Source organism: Halobaculum sp. CBA1158 (assembly GCF_021431925.1).
Taxonomy (GTDB): domain Archaea; phylum Halobacteriota; class Halobacteria; order Halobacteriales; family Haloferacaceae; genus Halobaculum.
Genome location: NZ_CP090371.1, coordinates 1,550,279 through 1,567,146, shown reverse-complemented (window position 1 = coordinate 1,567,146; position 16,868 = coordinate 1,550,279). Strand labels below are relative to the sequence as shown.

Sequence of the window (16,868 nt, the reverse complement as noted above, 5' to 3'; positions counted from 1 at the left end):
GCCGTGCGAGACTGTCGTTTCGCCGCGTGCGCTGGGGGGCCGGCCGACCGGACGGCCGCCTCACCCCAACACGACTCCCTCGAATGCCCCGGTGAGGACGACCTCGTCGCCGTCGCGGTGACAGGCGATGTCGGCTTCGACGGTCGCGCGGTCGCCGTCGCGGTCGACCGCTTCGACGGTGACCTCACAGACGATCCGCTGGCCGGTGTAGACGGGGCGGTGGAAGTCGAACTCCATCGTCCGTGCGAGCACGTCGAGGTCGCCGCCGATCTTCGTCGGGAGCGTCGCCGTCAGCAGGCCGTGGACGAGCAGTCGGCCCTCCTCGTCGGGCCGTTCGTGGTGCTCGCCGCGGTCTCCCGAGAGCTCGGCGAACGCCGCCACCTCGTCGGTCGTGAACGTCCGTTCGTGCGTGATGACGCTCCCGGGGGCCGGCAGGTCGTCGAGATCCATACGCGGCGAGTCGAGGTCCCGGGATTTGGGCGTGTCGGCGTCGCCGTCGCGGTCGCTGCCCGTGCCGTCCTGTCAGACCGGTCGGCGCATCGTCGCGCGAGCCGTCACTCGATCCGACCGTCCGGCGTCGTGACCGCCTTCACGTCGCCCTCGCCGGCCCGGCGGACGACCGCCCGCACGGCGTCGCGAACGCCGGCGAGGTTGTCTGTGTCGCCGTCGAGGACGACCAGCCGCGCGGGTCGCCCCTCCTCGATCACGCCGCAGTCGAGGCCCGCGACGTCGGCCCCGTTCACGGTCGCCATCCGGAGCACCTCGACGGCGGTGGCGTCGGTCAGCTTCGCCGCGAACTCCATCTCGCGGAACATCGAGGGACTGTTGAGCATCACGTTGTCCGTGCCCAGCGCGACCGTGGTGCGGTCGAGCAGTTCGCGTACCGGGGGAACACCGACGCCCGTGACGAGGTTCGAGCGCGGACAGACGACGACCGGCCACCGGGCGTCCGCGAGCCGATCGAGGTGGGTCTCCTCCGGGTGGACCATGTGGACGATGTGGTCCGGGTCGAGGTCCATCGCCGCCTCGACGTCCAGGGAGTCCCGCTCGCCGGCGTGAATGCCGAACTGCTTTCCCGCCCGTCGGGTCGCGTTGCGCTCGGCGGCGAAGTCGCCGTCGCGCGCGCCGCTCGCCCCGAAGCCCGCGGCGAAGGGGTGTTCCATCGCGTCGGCCGTCTCGCGCCCGAGCACGACCGACTCGATCGGCAGTCCGTCGACGGCGGCCTCGATCGCGTCGACGCCGGCGACGCCGCCCTCGCGGAACTCGACGTGGGCGGTCGTCCCCGTCGCGTGCATGTGTCGCAGGGAGCGAATCATCGCCGTGACCTTCTGTTCGGTGCTCGTCTCCCGGAGGATCCGGTGTTTCAGTCCGTCGGGCGGCGCGACGAGTTCGTCCAGATCCAAGCCGCGACCGGCCTCCTTCGCGACCGAGTCGCCGATGTGGGTGTGGGCGTTGACGAACGCCGGGAGCACGATGTCGTCGCTGGCGACCGGTGCCTCTTCGATCCCCGCGACCGTGCCGTCTTCGACGACGACACGGCCCTCGACGGCCTCGAAGTCGCGCCCGACGAGCACGGTTCCCTCGAAGGTCGTGACGGCCCCCATCGTCACGCACCCCCTTCGAACTCGTCGAGGCTGGCGTTCACGCGCCGGCGCACCTCCGAGACGAGCGCGCCGTCGATATCGAGCCCGAGCACGTCGACAGCGGCCCTCCCGACGCGGTCGGTCGCGTCGGCGACGGTGTACACGCCCATCCGCCATTGGCGTTTCTGGGCGGTCCGGAGCCCGGTCACGAGCGGGGAGTGATCGCCGAGACGGCGCACCTCGCCGCCGACGAGCACCTCCGAGGTCGACTCCGTCATCGACGGCTCGGCGGGCACGTCTAGCACGACCTGGCCGGCCGGGACCGCCGCTCGGTCGGCGATGTCGGCCTCGAGGTCCCTGATCTCACCGTGGTCGGCCGAACGGAGTCGTTCGGGCGTGTCGCCGTACTCGGCCCACACCGCCCGTTTGAACAGGTCGCGCCGGTCGTAGCGCTCCGCGAACTCCTCGGTGTCAGGCGTCATCCGGAGCGCACAGATCAGGTCGTAATCGTCCATCCGACGGACCTCCGCGGCCGAGATGTCCGGCGTCGCGATCAGCCGCTCGGTCGCTCGTCGGAGCATCGCCTTCGAGATGCGTGCGACGGGGTGAGCGTACACGGTCGGCGTCATCAGGGCTCTCGCCATCAGCAGCGACTCGGCGGTCTGGACGTTCCCCTCGTCGAGCACCAACTCCCCGTCGGCGAACGTCAACTCGCGAACGAGTCGCTCGTGGTCGATGGTGCCGTAGGGGACGCCGGTGTGGTGGGCGTCGCGCACCAGGTAGTCCATCCGGTCCACGTCGAGTTCACCGGAGACGAGCTGTCCGTACTGGCCCTCGCCGGCGATCAGCCCCGCGATCCGCCCGGGGTCGAGGTCGTGCTCGCGCAACACCGCACCCACCTCGGTGTCGACGAGCAGATCCGTCACGTCGTCGTGATACAGGCCGGTGTGTCGGTGGAGCAACTCCTCGACGTTGTGGCTGAAGGGCGCGTGGCCGATGTCGTGGAGGAGGGCGGCCGCCCGGACGCGCTCAGCCTCGACGCCCTCGACCCCGAGCGACGCGAGCGCCCGGTCGGCCAGGTGGTACACGCCCAGCGAGTGCTCGAAGCGCGTGTGGTTCGCGGACGGATACACCAGCTTCACCGTTCCGAGTTGAGCGACCCGGCGGAGTCGCTGGACCGGCCCCGTGTCGAGGAGATCCGCGGCGACGCCGTCCACGGAGATGTGGTCGTGGACGGAGTCTTTGATCGTCGTCATTACGCCGGCTTTTGCTGGCATCGGTGATAAACTGTGGGCGATGCGGTCGCCCGACGCGCGCTCGCGGACGCGGCTGTCAATCGCGGATCGGTCCCGCGCGCACCCCGAGCACGTCCTCGGCGGCGGCGGCGACGGCGTCTGTGTGTTCTGCGGGCGCGTACACGCCCATTCGCCAGCCGGCGCGCTGGGCCGCCCGCAGCCCCGAGACGAGTTCGGAGGCGTCCTCCAGGCGCTGCGGGACGCCGTCGACGAGCACCCTGCTGCCGGCCTCGGTGAACGTGGGCCGGCCGGGCACGTCGACGATCACCTCGCGGTCGTCGAGGCCGGCCGCCTCGGCGATCTCGCGTTCGGCCGCCCGCTCGTCCGAGTGGTCCATCTCGACCACGTCGGCGGGCGTCGCCGAGAGGTCGGCCCAGATCGCGCGCTTGTAGAGGTCACGGTACTCGATGCGCTCGCCGAGGGCGGGGACGTGCTCGCGCAGCGCGACGAGCAGGTCGTGGTCGGCCATCCGACGGAATCGCTCCACGTCGACTCCGGCGTCGGATTCGAGCAGTCGTTCGGAGGCGCGCTCGAGCATCGCGCCGGCGACGCGAGAGACGTGGTGGCGGTAGACGGTGGCGTCCATGAGGGCTCTGGCGAGCAGCAGCGACTCGGCGGTCTGGACGTTCCCCTCGCCGAGCACGAGCGCGCCGTCGCGGTATCGGAGTTCGCGAACGAGTCGTCCGTGGTCGATGGTGCCGTAGGGGACGCCGGTGTGGTGAGCGTCGCGCACGAGGTAGTCCATCCGGTCCACGTCCAGTTCGCCGGACACGAGTTGGCCGAGTTCCCCCTCGCCGCGGACGATGGCGGCGACGCGGTCGATCGAGAGTCCGTGGTCGTCGAGCACGTCGCCGGCGTCGGTGTCGTCGAGCAGGTCGCCGATCTCGTCGTGGTCGACGCCGGTGCGCCGGCGGATCACTTCCTCGGTCTGGTGGCCGTACGGGCCGTGGCCGACGTCGTGAAGGAGGGCGGCGGCCCTGAGGTGGCGCGCGCGGTCGCCGTCGACGCCGAGGTGGTCGAGCGCGCGGTCGGCGAGGTGGTAGACGCCGATCGAGTGCTCGAAGCGGGTGTGCGAGGCCGAGGGGTAGACGAGCCGAACGGTCGATAGCTGTTTGATGTGGCGCAGGCGCTGGAGGGTGCGCGTGTCGAGGAGGTCGACGGCGACGGGGTCGAGGGTGATGTAGTCGTGGACGCTGTCCTTGATCGCCTTCATGTCGATCTATCGGAGAAGGCGGGTGCGGGCGTGTAGTCGTGTCGGTGTCGGGTGCGACGGTGCCTCGCGGAGTCGGCGATCATGGGGGCTGTCGGCCAACCCGACGCCGGCATCGGGACGCGAGTGCGATCGACGCCCGTCGCACACCGCTGCCCGGCACGAGTCAGATCGGGACGCCCGACTCCTCGTAGTCGGTCCCGAGGATCACCATCGTCTGCGACCGGTCGAACCCCTCCATCGTCGCGATCTGGCCGAACATCAGCTCTCGCAGGTCGTCCGTCGACTCGGCGTACACCCGCAACATCACGTCGTACTCGCCGGTCGTGAGGTGGACCTCGCGGACCCCCTCGACCTCGCGAAGGGTCTCCAGCGCCTCCTCCTCGTGTCCCTGCTGGACGCGGAGCCCGACGAACGCCGAGACGCCGTAGCCGAGCGCCTTCGCGTCGACCTCGGCGTGATACCCCGTCAGCACGCCCGCCTCTTCCATCCGGGAGACCCGGTCGTGGACTGTCGCGCTCGACATGTCGATCCGTCTGGCGACCTCGCTGAAGGGAGTTCGCGCGTCCTCCTGGAGGATCCTGAGGATCTCTCGGTCCGTTTCGTCGAGTTCCATGCCCGTTGTGACCGCCTCACCGACTTCGACGTTTGGGTTCGCGTCGCGGTCGCTCGAACCCTACCGGTCGCCGACGGCGTCGGCCGCGCGGGCGGCCGAAAGCGCCTCCTCGTGGACGCCGCCGTTGGAGGCGACCAGCCCGGTCGAGTCGTGTCGCCACGGCTCGCCGTTCAGGTCCGTCACCGTCCCGCCGGCGACCCGAACCATGTGGACGCCGCCGACGCTGTCCCAGGGGTTGCACTCGACGTTCGTGATCGTCGCGTCGAGCGCCCCAGCGGCGACCAGCGCGAGCGTCACCTGCGCGGAGCCGAACCGTCGCATGTCGCCGAAGCGCTCGACGATCTCGGTGCAGGCGGCGGCGTACTCGTCCCGGTGATCGAAGTCCCACCACACCGTCGGCGCGACCGCCGCCGTCTCGGGGTCGGTGCGGTCGCTGACGCTCACCGGCTCCCCGTTGCGCCTGACCGCGTCGCCGTCGGCGACGTACACGTCGTCCAGCGCCGGGGCCACCGTCGCGGCGGCGACCGGCTCGCCGTCGACGACGGCGGCGACGGCGGTCGCGAACGCCCGGATGTCGCGGACGTAGTTGTTCGTCCCGTCGATGGGGTCGATCACCCACGCTGCCCCCGAATCGGGCACGGCCTTCAGTTCGTCCTCCTCCTCGCCGACGACGGCGTCTGCGGGGTACGTCTCGCGGACGCGCTCGATGACGCGCCGCTGGCTGGCGCGGTCGGCCTCGGTCACCACGTCCGTCTTGCCCGACTTGCGTTCCACGTCGATGTCGCGCCGGAAGTGCTCGCCCGCGACCGCTCCGCCCGCGCGGGCGGCGTCCTCGGCGACCGCGGCGCGCTCGGCGACGGACTCGCCGGACTCGTCGTCGTGCATGCACCCCTCTCGGGGAGTCTCCCCGGAATAGCCGTCGGTTCGCCGCGGAAGTTTTGGTGCGGCGTCTCCACGCCCCGGTCATGGACGACGAGCGCGAGGACGGCGACCCGCGCGAGCGCACGGGGCTCCCGGAGCCTTCCGATCCGTCGGAACTCCCGGAGTCGTCCGGGTTCCCCGAACTGCCGGACGCGACCGGTCCCTCACGTCCGACCGACGGGCGGACCGACGACGCCAACGCCGACGTTCCGGACGGGGCGACGCCGTCGGACCTTCCCGCGGACGTGGAGTCGGCGCTGACGCAGCTCGTCGAGTCCGCGCGCGTCGCCGTCCGCGAGGGGCGCACGGCGGAGGCGCTCGCGGCCGTCGACACCGCGCACACCGTCGCGGAGAACAAACTGCCCCCCGGCGACCGTCGCGACCGGATCCGCCACGGCTGCGAGCGCGTCGCCGACCTCGCGGCGGCCGACCCGACGGTCGCCGCCGAGTACCTCGACGCCGTGCGCCGTCGACTCCCGTAGCCCGGGACCGCTCGCGATGCGGATGAGCCGCCGTATCGCACTCGGATCCGGGCTGTTGTGTCGTACCGTTCGAGCGTGTGACTCCCGCAAACACCTCGGTACGACTGTTTACTCGCACGCGACTCAGACGGGACTTATTGTCGATGGCGTGTAGATATTTTGTAATGCGACCCAGCGAGGCGGTCAGACAGATCGAACACGTCATCGACGCGACGACGACCGACGGCGGTCGACGCTGTGCGGCCGGCTACCGCCCGGCGTTCGAACGCGTCCACGCCGCGGGCACCGGTGCTGACGTGGCGGATCTCGCGGCCGAACTCGGCGAGGAAGTCCGCGACGGCGGCCGCCCCGACCCCGCCGACGCCGGCCGCGTCGCCGACGAACTGCTCGGTGTCGCCACCGACGGCGGCGAGTGACGGTCTCGGACCCTCGGATCTTCTCTCTCCTGCTCTTTTCTCTCTTGCCCGTTTCTCTCTCGGCCCCGTCGCGTGCGCCGTAGCCTCCGGAACGGATCTCTGGTCGGTGACGGCGAGCGCTTCGGCTCCTCGGCCGGGTGTGGAAGTGAGTTTTTGCGAGGGAAGAGCGCTCCGAGAGCGCCCTCCGCATCACGGGGAACGACCCCGGCGATGCGAGGGAAGGGATTTGAACCCTTGGACCTCTACAGGAGCGGATCTTGAGTCCGCCGCCGTTTCCGGGCTTGGCTACCCTCGCACGCGTCCGGTGAGTTAGGGGCGTCGGAGTTTAACGATCCGGTTTCCAACGACGCTACCGCAGCGACCGTGACGGTGTCCTCACGGCCGTCCGCGACCGCGACGCGGCGCGTTGCCCGCCTGCGTGATCGACATGTAGAGGACGACGCCGAACGAGCCCATGAGCAGACCGAACTCGAGGGGGTCGGGGCTGCCGCCGCCGCCGAGGAAGAACAGCAGGAAACTCGCGCCGGCGACGCCGAGCGCGAGCAGGTACAACACCGCCGGGCGACTCCCGCGGTCCGTGACGGCACGGCGCGCCCGACGCGCGTCTCTTCGCGCGCGACCGGCGGCACCAGCGAGACGCGAGAGCGCTCGACGAAACGGGGACATCTGACACCCGGATCAACGGGCCCACGGACATTAAACTCGTCCACTCGGGCGTTCCGGCGCGTGGGATACCCGACGGACCGGCACAGGCTCGCCGGAGGAGCGCCGGCGCGTCCGGCGTCGCCGTCGGCGACGGAGTTACGCCGATCGCCTCCGCACCCCGAAGTGTGGACGAACACACGCGCGACCCCGGCGTCGCCCCGCCGCTGGGAAATCCGACCGGGTGGCGGAGCGAGCAGCGCGTCTGGGAGCACGCGACGCTCCGTCGCGCGGTCGAACACGGCGTCCGACTGTTCAACGACGGCGCGTTCCACGAATCGCACGACTGCTTCGAGGACGAGTGGTACAACTACGGCCGCGGCACGGCCGAGAGCGCCTTCCTCCACGGCATGGTCCAGGTCGCCGCCGGCGCGCACAAGCACTTCGACTTCGACGCCGACGGCACCAAGCCCCCCGCCGGTGCGGGCCCCGCCGGCGGCGACGACGACGGCATGCGGAGCCTCTTTCGGACCGCGCTCGGCTACCTTGAGGGGATCCCGGCGGACTTCTACGGCGTCGACGTGGTCGACGTGCGCGACACGCTCGAGCGGGCCCTCGCGGACCCGACCGCCCTCGACGGCTGGCGGATCGCCGTCGACGGCCAGCGACCCGACGCCTACGACGCCGACTACGAGTACGTCGAGGCGCTCGAGCACTGATCGACTCCTCCGCCGTCGCCGTCGCGGTCGCGGTCGAGGAGGCGGTCGGTCGGTAGTCGGCAAGTCGGTCGGTAGTCGGCAAGTCGATCGGCCGCCATCCAGAGGCTTTTCGCCGTCGCTCGCGACCGTCGGACATGGACGGATTCGACCTGCTGCGAGAACTGACAGAGTCGCACGGTCCCGTCGGCCACGAGACGGAACCGGCGGCGATCGTCGCCCGCGAGTTCGAGGAGACGGCCGACCGCGTCCGAACGGACGCGATGGGCAACGTGATCGGTACCGTAGAGGGTGCGGCGGACGCGGCCGGCGGTGACCCTCCGGAGTTACTCGTCGCCGCCCACATGGACGAGATCGGATTCCTCGTCCGGCACGTCGACGACGAGGGGTTCGTTCGCGTCTCGCCGCTCGGCGGGTGGAACCCCGAGGTGCTCCGGTCGATGCGCGTCCGGGTCCACGCCGACGACGGCGACGACCCGCTGGACGGCGTGATCGGGGCGGTGCCGGCGCACGTCCGCGACACCGACGGCGAGCAGGACGTCGAGGACGTGGCGATCGACCTGGGTCTGTCGGCCGAGGAGGCGCGCGAGCGCGTCTCCGTCGGCGACGCCGTGACGACCCGCGCGCCGACCGAGCGGATCGGCGACTGCGTCGCCGGCACGGCGCTCGACGACAGGGCGGGCGTGTGGACCGTGCTCCGGGCGCTGGAGCGGGCCGACCCGGACGCGACGGTCCACGCGGTCGCGACCACCCAGGAGGAGGTCGGCCTGCGGGGGGCCGCCGGCGTCGGCGTCGACGTCGCACCCGACGCAGCCATCGCCGTCGACGGCACCCTCGAGCGGTCGGTTCCGGGCGTCGACCCCGCCGACCGCGTGACCGAACTCGGTGCCGGCGTCGGGATAAAACACGTCGACGCGACCGTCGTGCCGACCCCGACGTTCGTCCGGCGACTGGAGGCGCTGGCCGACGAGCACGCGGTACCGTTCCAGCGCGAGGTCGCTTCGAACATCGGCACGGACACCGGCGCGCTCCAGACGGCCGCCGGCTCGACGCCCGTCGGGGCGCTGTCGATCCCGGTCCGGTATCACCACTCGACGGTCGAGACGGCACACGTCGACGACCTGGCGGCGACGGTCGATCTGCTGGCCGAAGCCATCGAAGTCGGTCCCGCGGGGCTCGTCGAGGGGTAGCCGTCGCCCGGCGGTCGCGGCCGCGACCGCGTCGCCGCCCCTGCGGCCGGCCTGCTGGCAGCGTCCGTCCGGAACCGGTTCGCTCAAATGTGGCGACCGCCGACGATTGGTATGCAAGTTCACCAGCTCGGCGACGGCGTCCCCGAGGTGGCGGTCGTCGCGGGGATCCACGGCGACGAGCCGTGCGGACCCCGGGCGGTCGAACGACTGCTCGCCGAGGACCCGTCCGTCGAGCGGCCGGCGAAGCTGATCGTCGCCAACGAGGAGGCGCTCGACGCCGGCGAGCGCTACCACGAGGAAGACCTCAACCGCGCGTTCCCCGGCGACCCCGACGGCGACACCCACGAGTCTCAGCTCGCACACCACCTCCAGGCGGAGGTCGAGTCCTGCACGGTGCTGTCGCTTCACTCGACGCAGTCGTTCGCCGAGCCGTTCGCGCTGTGTGAGACGGTCGACGAGGTGGCCCGTGCGACCGTGCCGGCGCTCCCGGTTGACGTGCTCGTGGAGACGGACCGATTCGCCGACGGCCGACTCATTCAGCATCCCCACACCGTCGAGGTCGAGTGCGGGCTCCAGGGGAGCGACGAGGCCGCCGACAACGCCTACCGACTCACGACGGCGTTCCTCTCGGCGACGGGCGTGCTGTCGTCGATTCCCGAACGCGACGCGGCCGCGCTCCCCGGTGTCGACGGCGGCGGTGCTGCCGGTGACGCGTCCCCGACGGACCCGGACGCGTCCCCGACGGACCCGGAGACGGCCGCTGCGCCCACGGTCGACAGCGAGGCTGTCGGCGACGCAGTCGAGGTGTTTCGCCTGCTCGACCCGATAGCCAAACCCCCGGCCGAGCGCTACGAGGTGCTCGCCGAGAACTTCGAGCGCGTCGCCGTCGGCGAGGCGTTCGCGGAGGCCGACGGCGAGACGTTCACCGCCGATCGGCCGTTCCACCCCGTGCTCATGTCCGCCTACGGCTACGCGGACGTGTTCGGTTACGCCGCCGAGCGGGTCGGAACGCTGTAACGCGGGGCGTCCCCGGCGCTCGACCGGTCAGTTCTCTCCCGGGATCACTCCTCGGCGAGGTCGTCCAGTTCCTCCAGCGGTTCGAGGTCGTCGCTCAGCAGCTTACGCGCGCCGACCGCAAGCGCGACCGCGAGCACCACCCCGACCAGCGCCACGAGCGCTCCGCGACCCGCGCCCTGTTCATCGTCCCCGTCGTAGTCCGTGTCGTCGGTCGATTCCGAGCCATCGGTCGTCGGGTCCGCGTCGCCGCCGAACCGGGGCGAGGGGCTGAAGTCGAGGCCGTCGTGCAGGTGCAGTTCGAACAGCGTGATGTCTGCCATACCCGAGACGACGGCGCGGGACCTGTTATCGGTTTGGGTAGACCGCGAGGCTCGGGAACGCCTCGCCCGCGTTCCGTCGGCTTCTTGCCGGACGACCTCCCGACACACGGTATGGATGCCGACCGACGCGCCTTCCTCGACGACCTGCTTTCGACCCCCTCCCCCTCGGGCTTCGAGGCCGACGGCCAACGGGTGTGGACCGCGTACGTCCGCGAGTTCGCCGACGACGTGTCGACCGACGCCTACGGCAACGCCGTCGCCGTCCACGAGGGGACCGGCGACGGCCCCGCGATCGCGTTCGCGGGCCACGCCGACGAGATCGGATTCATGGTCCGCCGGATCACCGACGACGGCTTCCTCCGCCTGACGCGCGTCGGCGGCTCCGACCGGACCGTCTCGAAGGGCCAGCACGTCACCGTGCACGCCGACGACGGTCCCGTTCACGGCGTGATCGGACAGACCGCGATCCACCTGCGCGACGCCGCAGACGACGAGATCGAGGACGTTTCCGAGCAGTTCGTCGACGTGGGCGCGACGGGCGAGGCGGACGCGCGCGAGTTGGTCGAGGTGGGCGACCCGATCACGTTCAGCTCGGGCGTCGAGGACCTCCACGGGACCCGACTCTCGGCGCGCGGGATGGACAACCGCGTCGGCACCTGGGCCGCGGCCGAGGGGCTCCGCCGCGCGGTCGAGGCCGACGTGGACGCTACTGTGTACGCCGTCTCGACCGTGCAAGAGGAGGTGGGACTCAAGGGCGCACAGATGGTCGGCTTCGACCTCGACCCGGACGTGGCCGTCGCCGCCGACGTGACCCACGCGACGGACAACCCCGACGTGGACGACGACGCGCGCGGCCCCGTCGAACTCGGGGCGGGACCGGTCGTCGGCCGAGGGTCGGCGAACCACCCCCGGGTCGTCGACCTCGCGCGCGAGGCGGCCGACGGCGACGGGATCGACTACCAGCTTCAGGCGGCGGGATCGCGCACCGGAACCGACGCCGACGCGTTCTTCACCAGCCGCGGCGGCACGCCGTCGCTGAACGTCGGCATTCCGAACCGCTACATGCACACGCCCGTCGAAGTGGTGGACGCGACCGACCTCGTCGCCGTCGCGGACCTGTTCGGCGCGATGGCCGAGCGCGCCTCGACCGCCGCGCCGTTCGCCGTCGACGTCTGACCCCCGGGACGGTCGGGCGGCGCACGCGGCGGTCCGTCGGTTCCGTCGGTTCCGTCGGGGACCGACCCAGTACGCGGATCAGGGTCGGTCCCACTCGTAGAACCACCACGCCGCGCCGAGTAACAGCAGTCCAGCGCCCAGCGCGGACGTGGCCGGCTCGGGGAAAATGAACAACAGGAAGCCGATCACGAGGACGGTCGTCGGGGCGATGTCGTCGGAGACGGAGGACCACGAGCGTGCCATCACGGGCCACGTCGCCCCCGATCGGCTTGTGTCTTGTCGCCGTTCGTATCCCTCGGGAGTCGCCGTCGCGGTGGCGGTCCCCGGTTCCCCACGAGGGGCTCCGTCCGCCCGATCGCCTCAGCGGCGGTCGAGTTCGATCTCCTGCCCCTCCACGTCCTCGAAGGCGGCGACGAGGCCGCCGACGTTCACCCGGCCGCCGTCGGGGTCCTCGACGGTGAAGGAGGCGACCTGCTCGGAGGCGTCGTACTCGTAGTCGACGACGGGGCCCTCGACGCGGATGTCGTTGCCCGTCTCCACGTCGCGCCCGGAGATCGTCGCGTGGAAGTCGCCGTCGACGTCGTTGATGTCCTTCACGGCGCGGCGGATCGACGCGTACGTCCGCGGGAACGGTCGGTCCTCGCCGTCGACGGCGACCGTCTCGGCCGTGCTCCAGAGGACGGTCCCGAAGAAGCCCGACACCAGGAACCCCAGCGCCGAGCGATTGAAGATGACGCCGTAGCGGTCGCGGTCGTCCCGGAGGGCGTCCTGCGTGGCGTACACCGAGTACTCGCCGTCGGCGACGGCGATGACGGGCGTCGTGATCCCTCGTCTGCTCCGGGTCTCGGTCGCGACGGCGTCGTAGTCGAACTCCGCCGTCGAGGGCGCGCGCGAGGCCGGCGTGACGAGCAACTCGACGGCGACGCCCTCCTCGACGCGCGCCTCAAGCGACTCCCGGAAGCGACGCAGGAGGTCCGGCGTCAGCGACACCGCGAGCTCGTACTCGGCCGACTCGATCACCTCCTCCAGGTACCGGAGGATCGTCGAGCGCGACTTCACCAGCGACACGGCCTCGGTGTCGCGTGTCGGGGCCGTGTAGCGCGCCTCCAGTTCGTCGACCATCTCCGAGAGCGACGACCGGATGTCGCCGAACGCCTCGTCGGGGTCGACGGCGACGATCTTCATCGGTCTCGATTCCCGAAGCTCCACCAGCCCGCGGTCCGAGAGGCTCCGGACGGTGTCGTACACGCGCGGTTGCGGGATGTCGGTCTCGCCGGCGATCTCCGATGCGGTCAGCTCCCCGTGCTCCAGCACCGCGAGATACGCGTCGATCTCGTACTCGCCGAGGTTGAACCGCTCCCCCACCCGCTCCATCGTCGTCCGGAGGTCGTCCGTCATACCACTTACTTCTCGCGGAGGCTAATGTGTTTTACTGAAATCCGAGTAGCATCCGGATCCGAAACGGTGTACCCAGATGGCGTCGTCAGAGCTCCGACGGTCGCGGCCGCATCGTCGCGCCCGAATCGTCGCGCCCGAATCGTCGGCCACGCGTCTCCCGGACCCGCGGTCGCGGGTCACATGTACATTCGGTCGTCGGGGCGGTCGTCGTCGGCCTGCGCTTCGAGGCGCTCGGCGAGGCCCCGGTAGTAGTCGCCGACCTCCTCGGCGAACGCCTCCAGCGGACCGGTGTCGACACCCAGGCCGTGAACCGAGTCGACGGCGCTCACGAGTCGGATCGCCGCCTCCACGTCCGGCACCTGCGCGTGAACCGGGGTCGCGTACACGCACACCCCCAGTTCCGACTCCATCCCTCGAGCCATCAGGGCGGCGTTCGTCCCGTCGAGGAAGCCGTTGGCCATCGGCGGGACCGGCGGTTCGTCGCCGCCGGCGGCTCCGGGGAAGTGCCGTTCCCGGTAGTCGTCGCTGGCGACGTAGAACGTCCGGTGCCCTCGGGGCCGTGCGGGAACGGCGTCCCCGACAGCACCGCCACCTCCTCGACGTCGGCGCGTTCGGTCCACGAGAGGACGGCCCGCGAGAACGGTTCCGCGAACTCTCCCGGGACGAACAGCTCCCCGACCAGCACCGTGGCGTCCAGGTCGGGCCGGGAGAACAGCCGCGTCGGCGCTCGCGGCCTGCCGTCCTCGAACGGGGTGATCGTCGGGAGCCCCTCGGCACGGATCTGCCCGGACTGTTCGAGTTCGAGGTGGTCGACGAGGTAGTCGGCGGCGGTGAGTCCCGCGAGCCCGAACTGCGAGAACCCCGCGATAACGGTGCTCGACGGCTCCGTCTGGGTGGCGACGTGGAAGCTCGCTCCCTCCGGTGACTCGGTCATGTCGTGCCGTACGATCGTGACGCTGTTAGCAGTACCGGGCGACCCGCGCCACGCCGAGACCGCAGTCGCCCGGCGCGCACCACTCGCCCGCCACGCTCCCGCGAGGGGAACGCTTTTTCGCGCCGATGCCGACGACCGCGGTATGCAGACGGGGCCGACCGCCGCACGCGCCGCGACAGCCGCACCGTTGACGGCCGCCGAGGGGCCGCTGGCCGGCATCGGTGCGGCGTATCGGACGGCCCTGGGGTTTCCGGGAGTACAGGTGGCAGTCGTGGTGGCGTTCCTCATCGCCGGCTTGATTCTCTCGACGTACGCGATCCGGCTGTTGGGGCGACCGGTCGCTCGACGGTTCGCGCGCGAGTCGGTCGCTCACGTCGTCCTCCGGGGGCTTCGCCTCGCCGTCGTCCTCCTGTTCGGTGCCGCCGGCCTCTCCGCCGCCGGCGTGGAGTTGGGCAACATCGTCCTCTCGGTGACGGTGTTCTCGGCAGTCGTCGGCGTCGTCCTCGCGCCGATCGTCGGCTCGATCATCAGCGGGGTGTTCGTGCTCGCCGACCAGCCGTTCGAGATCGGCGACATGGTCGAGTTCCCGGAGGGAACCCGCGGGTTCGTCGAGGACGTGACGCTGCGGTACACCAAGGTCTTCACCGTCGACAACACCTTCGAGGTGATCCCCAACTCCTACATCCGGGACCACCGCGTCACCAACCTCTCGGCCGAGGACGAGCGCACCCGGCTGTCTTTGTCGATCCTCGTGACGTACGAGTCGAACGTCGAGCGCGCGCGGCAGTTGATCGAGCGGGCGGCCGCCTCCTGTGACCCGGTGATCGAGGGCGGTCCCGACATCCGGATCGGCGTCGCGCGCTACCCCGCGAAGCCCACGTGCTACATCGACGCCTACGGCGACCACGGCGTCGAACTCACCCTCCGCTACTGGGCGAAGAACCCCTACAAGGAGCTCACCGTCCGCTCGTCCGTCCAGACGGCCGTGTGGGAGGTGTTGGAGGAAGAGGAAGCCGACGTCGAGTTCGCGTACCCGCACAGCCATCTCGTGTTCGACGACACCAGCGGCGTCGCGCAGGTGACGATGCGCGAGGAGTCGACCGTCGACCACGCGCGCGACACGCACGGCGCGGGCGACGGATCCGAAGAACCTGTCGACGGCGACGCCTCCGAGGACGTTCCCGACGAGTCGGTGGCGGGCGACGGAGCCGGCGACGCCTGATCGGAGATCGGTGCGCGCTCGAGTGCGGGCGTCGCGGTCGGGCGGCGGCCGGCCGCGTCGCCCGCGTGGTCGTACCTCCGCGGGACCGGTTCCGGACCCGACCGGACTAGTTCTGGAGCTCGAAGGCGACTTCCACCTCCGCCTGGTACTCCCGTCCCTCGACCGACGCCACCTCGACGCCGAACTCCTCGACCTCGACCCAGTGCACCTCGTCGAGCGTCTCCTCGGCGCGGTCGATGGCGTCGTCGGCGGCGTCGTCGAAGCTCTCGGTGCTGCGACCGATCAGCGTGATCTTCTTGAAGACCATGTCACGTGACACCTGGCGGCGCGCGACCAAAAAGGTACTCGCGGGGATCGCCGCGGGCGGTCACCCGGCGTCGCGTCGGGCGTCCAGGCGGTCCGCGACCGCGCCGACCACGTCGGTCAGGTGGGCCGTCCCCCACGTCGCGACGAGCACAGCCCCGACCAGGTCGAACACGAGGTCGTATATCGTGTCCTCGAGACCGTACTGCGTGAGGACGTTCCCGCTCCCGAGGACGGCCGCGAGACCGCCGACGGCGAATTCCAGCACCTCCCAGAGCACGCCGAACGCCGAGACGAACAGCAGGATGAACACGAACATGAACCGCGGCGGCAGGGACACGGCGTCGCTGTGCTCGTCGAGGGCGCGCGCGACCGTGTAGCCGACGGCGGCGACGACCGACGCCGACAGCGCGTGGGTGAGGTGGTCCCAGAACGGGATCGGACTCTCGGCGGCGTAGAGGTTGCCCGTCACCCCGGGGATCCCGACGACGCCGAGGGCGTGGAGGAAGACGGCCGTAGAGATCCACAGCGTCAGTCCGGCGTCCATCGGGAGGTCGTACTCGCGCTCCATCGCCGCCGGCAGGAAGGTGACCGCCAGCCCGATCCCCCCGTTGACGATGATCCCCACGGACCCGCGCTCGATGCCGATCCCGAGAAACAGGACCATGACGACCTGCATCGCCCGCGAGACCTGGCGCTGTCGTCTCCGTGAGATGCCGAGCGCCTCGCGGACTCTCATGTCTCGGCCACCTCTACCTCGATCCGGGCGTCAGCGCCCGCGCGCCGACGGAAGTAGTACTCGAAGAGCAAGCCGGCGAGCACGCCCGCCAGCGTCGCCGCGACGAAGTCCCACATCAGCGCCGTCTCGATGACGTGCTCGGGGCGGCCGTCGAGCATCTGGCTGGTACCGAGGAGGGTGTCAGCGAAGTAGCGCGCGACCGCCCAGACGCCGGCCGTCGCCATCGTCGTCACGGTGACGAACGCGACCGCGAACGAGTGAGTCATCCGGACGGGGGTGAACAGGTCCATCTCGACGGCGACGATGAGCGCGACGGCCGCCACCGCGAGGTACGTCGTCACCCGGCCGGAGAAGGGTATCCCGCCCACCGTCTCGCCGGCGATGAGCGTCCGCCCGACCGCCGGAAGCGACGCGATCGCGAGCACCTCCCACGGCAGCATCGCCGTCGCGTCGCGAAACGCCGCCGGCGGCACGACCGCGATAGCGACGACCGCCAGCACGAACGCCCCCCAGATCCGCTCTCCCCACGCCAACTCGCTCACGCCGGCCGACGCGAGGAACGCCAGCAGCAGCCACCCGACGGCGGCGTTCGCCCGCCTGTCTTCGACGACGCTTCGGAGTCCGGATCCGGTCATCGTCTCCGATACGATCGAGCCACGCTAAAAGCACTTTGGCAGCGGCGTCCCCG

20 protein-coding genes, 1 tRNA gene and 1 pseudogene are annotated in these 16,868 nt (G+C 70.9%); 7 read left to right on the top strand and 15 right to left on the bottom strand.

Going from position 1 to position 16,868, the window contains the following annotated elements; genetic code table 11:
- Nucleotides 1–60: 60 nt before the first annotated feature.
- The 6 genes from Hbl1158_RS08240 to Hbl1158_RS08215 all read right to left on the bottom strand — a co-directional run bounded on the left by Hbl1158_RS08240 (nt 61) and on the right by Hbl1158_RS08215 (nt 5,589).
- Nucleotides 61–450 (bottom strand): hotdog domain-containing protein, encoded by a 390-nt coding sequence (locus Hbl1158_RS08240; protein WP_234296321.1) that lies wholly within the window; start codon nt 448–450, stop codon nt 61–63.
- Nucleotides 451–554: 104 nt separating this feature from the next.
- Nucleotides 555–1,604, bottom strand: a complete 1,050-nt coding sequence (locus Hbl1158_RS08235; protein ID WP_234296320.1) for an amidohydrolase family protein — start codon at nt 1,602–1,604, stop codon at nt 555–557.
- 2 nt (nt 1,605–1,606) lie between these two features.
- Nucleotides 1,607–2,839: an HD domain-containing protein gene (locus Hbl1158_RS08230; RefSeq protein WP_234296316.1), complete on the bottom strand. Its 1,233-nt coding sequence runs from the start codon at nt 2,837–2,839 to the stop codon at nt 1,607–1,609.
- Between the two features lie 76 nt (nt 2,840–2,915).
- The gene (locus tag Hbl1158_RS08225) at nt 2,916–4,091 is read right to left on the bottom strand and encodes an HD domain-containing protein (protein ID WP_234296315.1); all 1,176 of its coding nucleotides are present in this window, start codon (nt 4,089–4,091) and stop codon (nt 2,916–2,918) included.
- A gap of 163 nt (nt 4,092–4,254) precedes the next feature.
- A complete protein-coding gene (locus Hbl1158_RS08220; RefSeq protein WP_234296313.1) occupies nt 4,255–4,704 on the bottom strand; it encodes an Lrp/AsnC family transcriptional regulator in 450 nt (149 codons plus the stop codon).
- Between the two features lie 60 nt (nt 4,705–4,764).
- Entirely contained in the window at nt 4,765–5,589 is an 825-nt protein-coding gene (locus tag Hbl1158_RS08215) for an inositol monophosphatase (protein WP_234296312.1), read from the bottom strand.
- An 80-nt stretch (nt 5,590–5,669) separates the two neighbouring features.
- On the opposite strand from Hbl1158_RS08215, the gene Hbl1158_RS08210 reads away from it, so the two are divergent.
- Complete coding sequence (locus Hbl1158_RS08210) at nt 5,670–6,107, top strand: hypothetical protein (RefSeq protein ID WP_234296310.1); 438 nt, start codon at nt 5,670–5,672, stop codon at nt 6,105–6,107.
- Between the two features lie 164 nt (nt 6,108–6,271).
- Complete coding sequence (locus tag Hbl1158_RS08205; RefSeq protein ID WP_234296308.1) at nt 6,272–6,523, top strand: hypothetical protein; 252 nt, start codon at nt 6,272–6,274, stop codon at nt 6,521–6,523.
- 211 nt (nt 6,524–6,734) lie between these two features.
- Here Hbl1158_RS08205 and Hbl1158_RS08200 read toward each other — a convergent pair.
- Both Hbl1158_RS08200 and Hbl1158_RS08195 read right to left on the bottom strand, forming a co-directional pair.
- Nucleotides 6,735–6,818, bottom strand: a tRNA-Leu gene (locus Hbl1158_RS08200).
- An 80-nt stretch (nt 6,819–6,898) separates the two neighbouring features.
- Nucleotides 6,899–7,078, bottom strand: a complete 180-nt coding sequence (locus Hbl1158_RS08195) for a hypothetical protein (RefSeq protein ID WP_234296306.1) — start codon at nt 7,076–7,078, stop codon at nt 6,899–6,901.
- Between the two features lie 275 nt (nt 7,079–7,353).
- Here Hbl1158_RS08195 and Hbl1158_RS08190 point away from each other — a divergent pair, with 275 nt between their 5' ends.
- From Hbl1158_RS08190 to Hbl1158_RS08180, 3 genes are all read left to right on the top strand, one after another.
- A complete protein-coding gene (locus Hbl1158_RS08190) occupies nt 7,354–7,884 on the top strand; it encodes a DUF309 domain-containing protein (protein ID WP_234296304.1) in 531 nt (176 codons plus the stop codon).
- Nucleotides 7,885–8,018: 134 nt separating this feature from the next.
- A complete protein-coding gene (locus Hbl1158_RS08185) occupies nt 8,019–9,071 on the top strand; it encodes a M42 family metallopeptidase (protein WP_234296302.1) in 1,053 nt (350 codons plus the stop codon).
- A 111-nt stretch (nt 9,072–9,182) separates the two neighbouring features.
- Entirely contained in the window at nt 9,183–10,088 is a 906-nt protein-coding gene (locus tag Hbl1158_RS08180) for a succinylglutamate desuccinylase/aspartoacylase family protein (RefSeq protein WP_234296300.1), read from the top strand.
- A 44-nt stretch (nt 10,089–10,132) separates the two neighbouring features.
- Here Hbl1158_RS08180 and Hbl1158_RS08175 read toward each other — a convergent pair whose 3' ends face one another.
- Complete coding sequence (locus tag Hbl1158_RS08175; protein WP_234296296.1) at nt 10,133–10,408, bottom strand: hypothetical protein; 276 nt, start codon at nt 10,406–10,408, stop codon at nt 10,133–10,135.
- Between the two features lie 111 nt (nt 10,409–10,519).
- Between Hbl1158_RS08175 and Hbl1158_RS08170 the strand changes: the two genes are divergently transcribed.
- Nucleotides 10,520–11,584 (top strand): M42 family peptidase, encoded by a 1,065-nt coding sequence (locus tag Hbl1158_RS08170; RefSeq protein ID WP_234296294.1) that lies wholly within the window; start codon nt 10,520–10,522, stop codon nt 11,582–11,584.
- A gap of 78 nt (nt 11,585–11,662) precedes the next feature.
- Here the strand turns inward: Hbl1158_RS08170 and Hbl1158_RS08165 are convergent, their stop codons facing one another.
- From Hbl1158_RS08165 to Hbl1158_RS08155, 3 genes and pseudogenes are all read right to left on the bottom strand, one after another.
- Complete coding sequence (locus tag Hbl1158_RS08165; RefSeq protein ID WP_234296293.1) at nt 11,663–11,827, bottom strand: hypothetical protein; 165 nt, start codon at nt 11,825–11,827, stop codon at nt 11,663–11,665.
- 117 nt (nt 11,828–11,944) lie between these two features.
- The gene (locus Hbl1158_RS08160; protein WP_234296292.1) at nt 11,945–12,982 is read right to left on the bottom strand and encodes a TrmB family transcriptional regulator; all 1,038 of its coding nucleotides are present in this window, start codon (nt 12,980–12,982) and stop codon (nt 11,945–11,947) included.
- A 176-nt stretch (nt 12,983–13,158) separates the two neighbouring features.
- Nucleotides 13,159–13,916 (bottom strand): annotated as a pseudogene (locus Hbl1158_RS08155) (PAC2 family protein).
- Nucleotides 13,917–14,058: 142 nt separating this feature from the next.
- On the opposite strand from Hbl1158_RS08155, the gene Hbl1158_RS08150 reads away from it, so the two are divergent.
- Nucleotides 14,059–15,138 (top strand): mechanosensitive ion channel family protein, encoded by a 1,080-nt coding sequence (locus Hbl1158_RS08150; protein WP_234296291.1) that lies wholly within the window; start codon nt 14,059–14,061, stop codon nt 15,136–15,138.
- 106 nt (nt 15,139–15,244) lie between these two features.
- On the opposite strand, the gene Hbl1158_RS08145 is transcribed toward Hbl1158_RS08150, so the two are convergent.
- Genes Hbl1158_RS08145 through Hbl1158_RS08135 form a run of 3 tightly spaced genes read right to left on the bottom strand, consistent with a single transcriptional unit; the run spans nt 15,245 to nt 16,815 of the window.
- A complete protein-coding gene (locus Hbl1158_RS08145; protein WP_234296290.1) occupies nt 15,245–15,445 on the bottom strand; it encodes a dodecin in 201 nt (66 codons plus the stop codon).
- Nucleotides 15,446–15,505: 60 nt separating this feature from the next.
- The gene (locus tag Hbl1158_RS08140) at nt 15,506–16,180 is read right to left on the bottom strand and encodes a hypothetical protein (protein ID WP_234296289.1); all 675 of its coding nucleotides are present in this window, start codon (nt 16,178–16,180) and stop codon (nt 15,506–15,508) included.
- Nucleotides 16,177–16,815, bottom strand: coding sequence for a hypothetical protein (locus Hbl1158_RS08135; RefSeq protein WP_234296287.1), 639 nt, complete (start codon nt 16,813–16,815; stop codon nt 16,177–16,179). Before Hbl1158_RS08135 ends, Hbl1158_RS08140 begins: the two co-directional genes overlap by 4 nt.
- Between the last annotated feature and the right edge of the window lie 53 nt (nt 16,816–16,868).

What these genes read in the sequence shown, in the direction of transcription:
- Hbl1158_RS08240 (WP_234296321.1), bottom strand. Translation starts at nt 450, where the DNA reads ATGGATCTCGACGACCTGCCGGCCCCCGGGAGCGTCATCACGCACGAA.
- Hbl1158_RS08235 (WP_234296320.1), bottom strand. Translation starts at nt 1,604, where the DNA reads ATGGGGGCCGTCACGACCTTCGAGGGAACCGTGCTCGTCGGGCGCGAC.
- Hbl1158_RS08230 (WP_234296316.1), bottom strand. Translation starts at nt 2,839, where the DNA reads ATGACGACGATCAAAGACTCCGTCCACGACCACATCTCCGTGGACGGC.
- Hbl1158_RS08225 (WP_234296315.1), bottom strand. Translation starts at nt 4,091, where the DNA reads ATGAAGGCGATCAAGGACAGCGTCCACGACTACATCACCCTCGACCCC.
- Hbl1158_RS08220 (WP_234296313.1), bottom strand. Translation starts at nt 4,704, where the DNA reads ATGGAACTCGACGAAACGGACCGAGAGATCCTCAGGATCCTCCAGGAG.
- Hbl1158_RS08215 (WP_234296312.1), bottom strand. Translation starts at nt 5,589, where the DNA reads ATGCACGACGACGAGTCCGGCGAGTCCGTCGCCGAGCGCGCCGCGGTC.
- Hbl1158_RS08210 (WP_234296310.1), top strand. Translation starts at nt 5,670, where the DNA reads ATGGACGACGAGCGCGAGGACGGCGACCCGCGCGAGCGCACGGGGCTC.
- Hbl1158_RS08205 (WP_234296308.1), top strand. Translation starts at nt 6,272, where the DNA reads ATGCGACCCAGCGAGGCGGTCAGACAGATCGAACACGTCATCGACGCG.
- Hbl1158_RS08185 (WP_234296302.1), top strand. Translation starts at nt 8,019, where the DNA reads ATGGACGGATTCGACCTGCTGCGAGAACTGACAGAGTCGCACGGTCCC.
- Hbl1158_RS08180 (WP_234296300.1), top strand. Translation starts at nt 9,183, where the DNA reads ATGCAAGTTCACCAGCTCGGCGACGGCGTCCCCGAGGTGGCGGTCGTC.
- Hbl1158_RS08175 (WP_234296296.1), bottom strand. Translation starts at nt 10,408, where the DNA reads ATGGCAGACATCACGCTGTTCGAACTGCACCTGCACGACGGCCTCGAC.
- Hbl1158_RS08170 (WP_234296294.1), top strand. Translation starts at nt 10,520, where the DNA reads ATGGATGCCGACCGACGCGCCTTCCTCGACGACCTGCTTTCGACCCCC.
- Hbl1158_RS08165 (WP_234296293.1), bottom strand. Translation starts at nt 11,827, where the DNA reads ATGGCACGCTCGTGGTCCTCCGTCTCCGACGACATCGCCCCGACGACC.
- Hbl1158_RS08160 (WP_234296292.1), bottom strand. Translation starts at nt 12,982, where the DNA reads ATGACGGACGACCTCCGGACGACGATGGAGCGGGTGGGGGAGCGGTTC.
- Hbl1158_RS08150 (WP_234296291.1), top strand. Translation starts at nt 14,059, where the DNA reads ATGCAGACGGGGCCGACCGCCGCACGCGCCGCGACAGCCGCACCGTTG.
- Hbl1158_RS08145 (WP_234296290.1), bottom strand. Translation starts at nt 15,445, where the DNA reads ATGGTCTTCAAGAAGATCACGCTGATCGGTCGCAGCACCGAGAGCTTC.
- Hbl1158_RS08140 (WP_234296289.1), bottom strand. Translation starts at nt 16,180, where the DNA reads ATGAGAGTCCGCGAGGCGCTCGGCATCTCACGGAGACGACAGCGCCAG.
- Hbl1158_RS08135 (WP_234296287.1), bottom strand. Translation starts at nt 16,815, where the DNA reads ATGACCGGATCCGGACTCCGAAGCGTCGTCGAAGACAGGCGGGCGAAC.